This window comes from Caulobacter sp. 602-1, assembly GCF_003931565.1.
GTDB lineage: Bacteria > Pseudomonadota > Alphaproteobacteria > Caulobacterales > Caulobacteraceae > Caulobacter.
Genome location: NZ_RRYI01000093.1, coordinates 1 through 307 on the forward strand (window position 1 = coordinate 1; position 307 = coordinate 307).

The 307-nt window shown below is 63.8% G+C and carries 1 protein-coding gene; it reads left to right on the forward strand.

Going from position 1 to position 307, the window contains the following annotated elements; translation table 11 throughout:
* Positions 1–307 (forward strand): hypothetical protein (locus EIK80_RS26225; protein WP_199743638.1); only part of this gene is annotated, 307 nt, incomplete at both ends.

A 307-nucleotide genomic window follows, 5' to 3' on the forward strand; every position in this document is an offset into this window, starting at 1 on the left:
CGGCTCTGCTCGGGTAGGCGAGGAGGTCTTTGTCTTCTGCAATGTCGGGATCGCGGGCCGAACCGGTCACGACTATCCGAACCGCTGGATTGACGACGCGCTCGACTGGTTTGGAAAACCCGGCTCCACGATGGATCAGCCACTTATCAGCGCGATGCTGGCCGAGGCGGTGACGACGCATGTTTTGTGGCGGGCCAAGGACCGCGGGCATCTCATCTATGCCGGCGTGGGCATCCCTGACGGCGCATGGGGAGGAGAGCCCGTCGAAGTGCTGTGGCGCTTCGATGAGGCGGCGCAGCCGGTATTG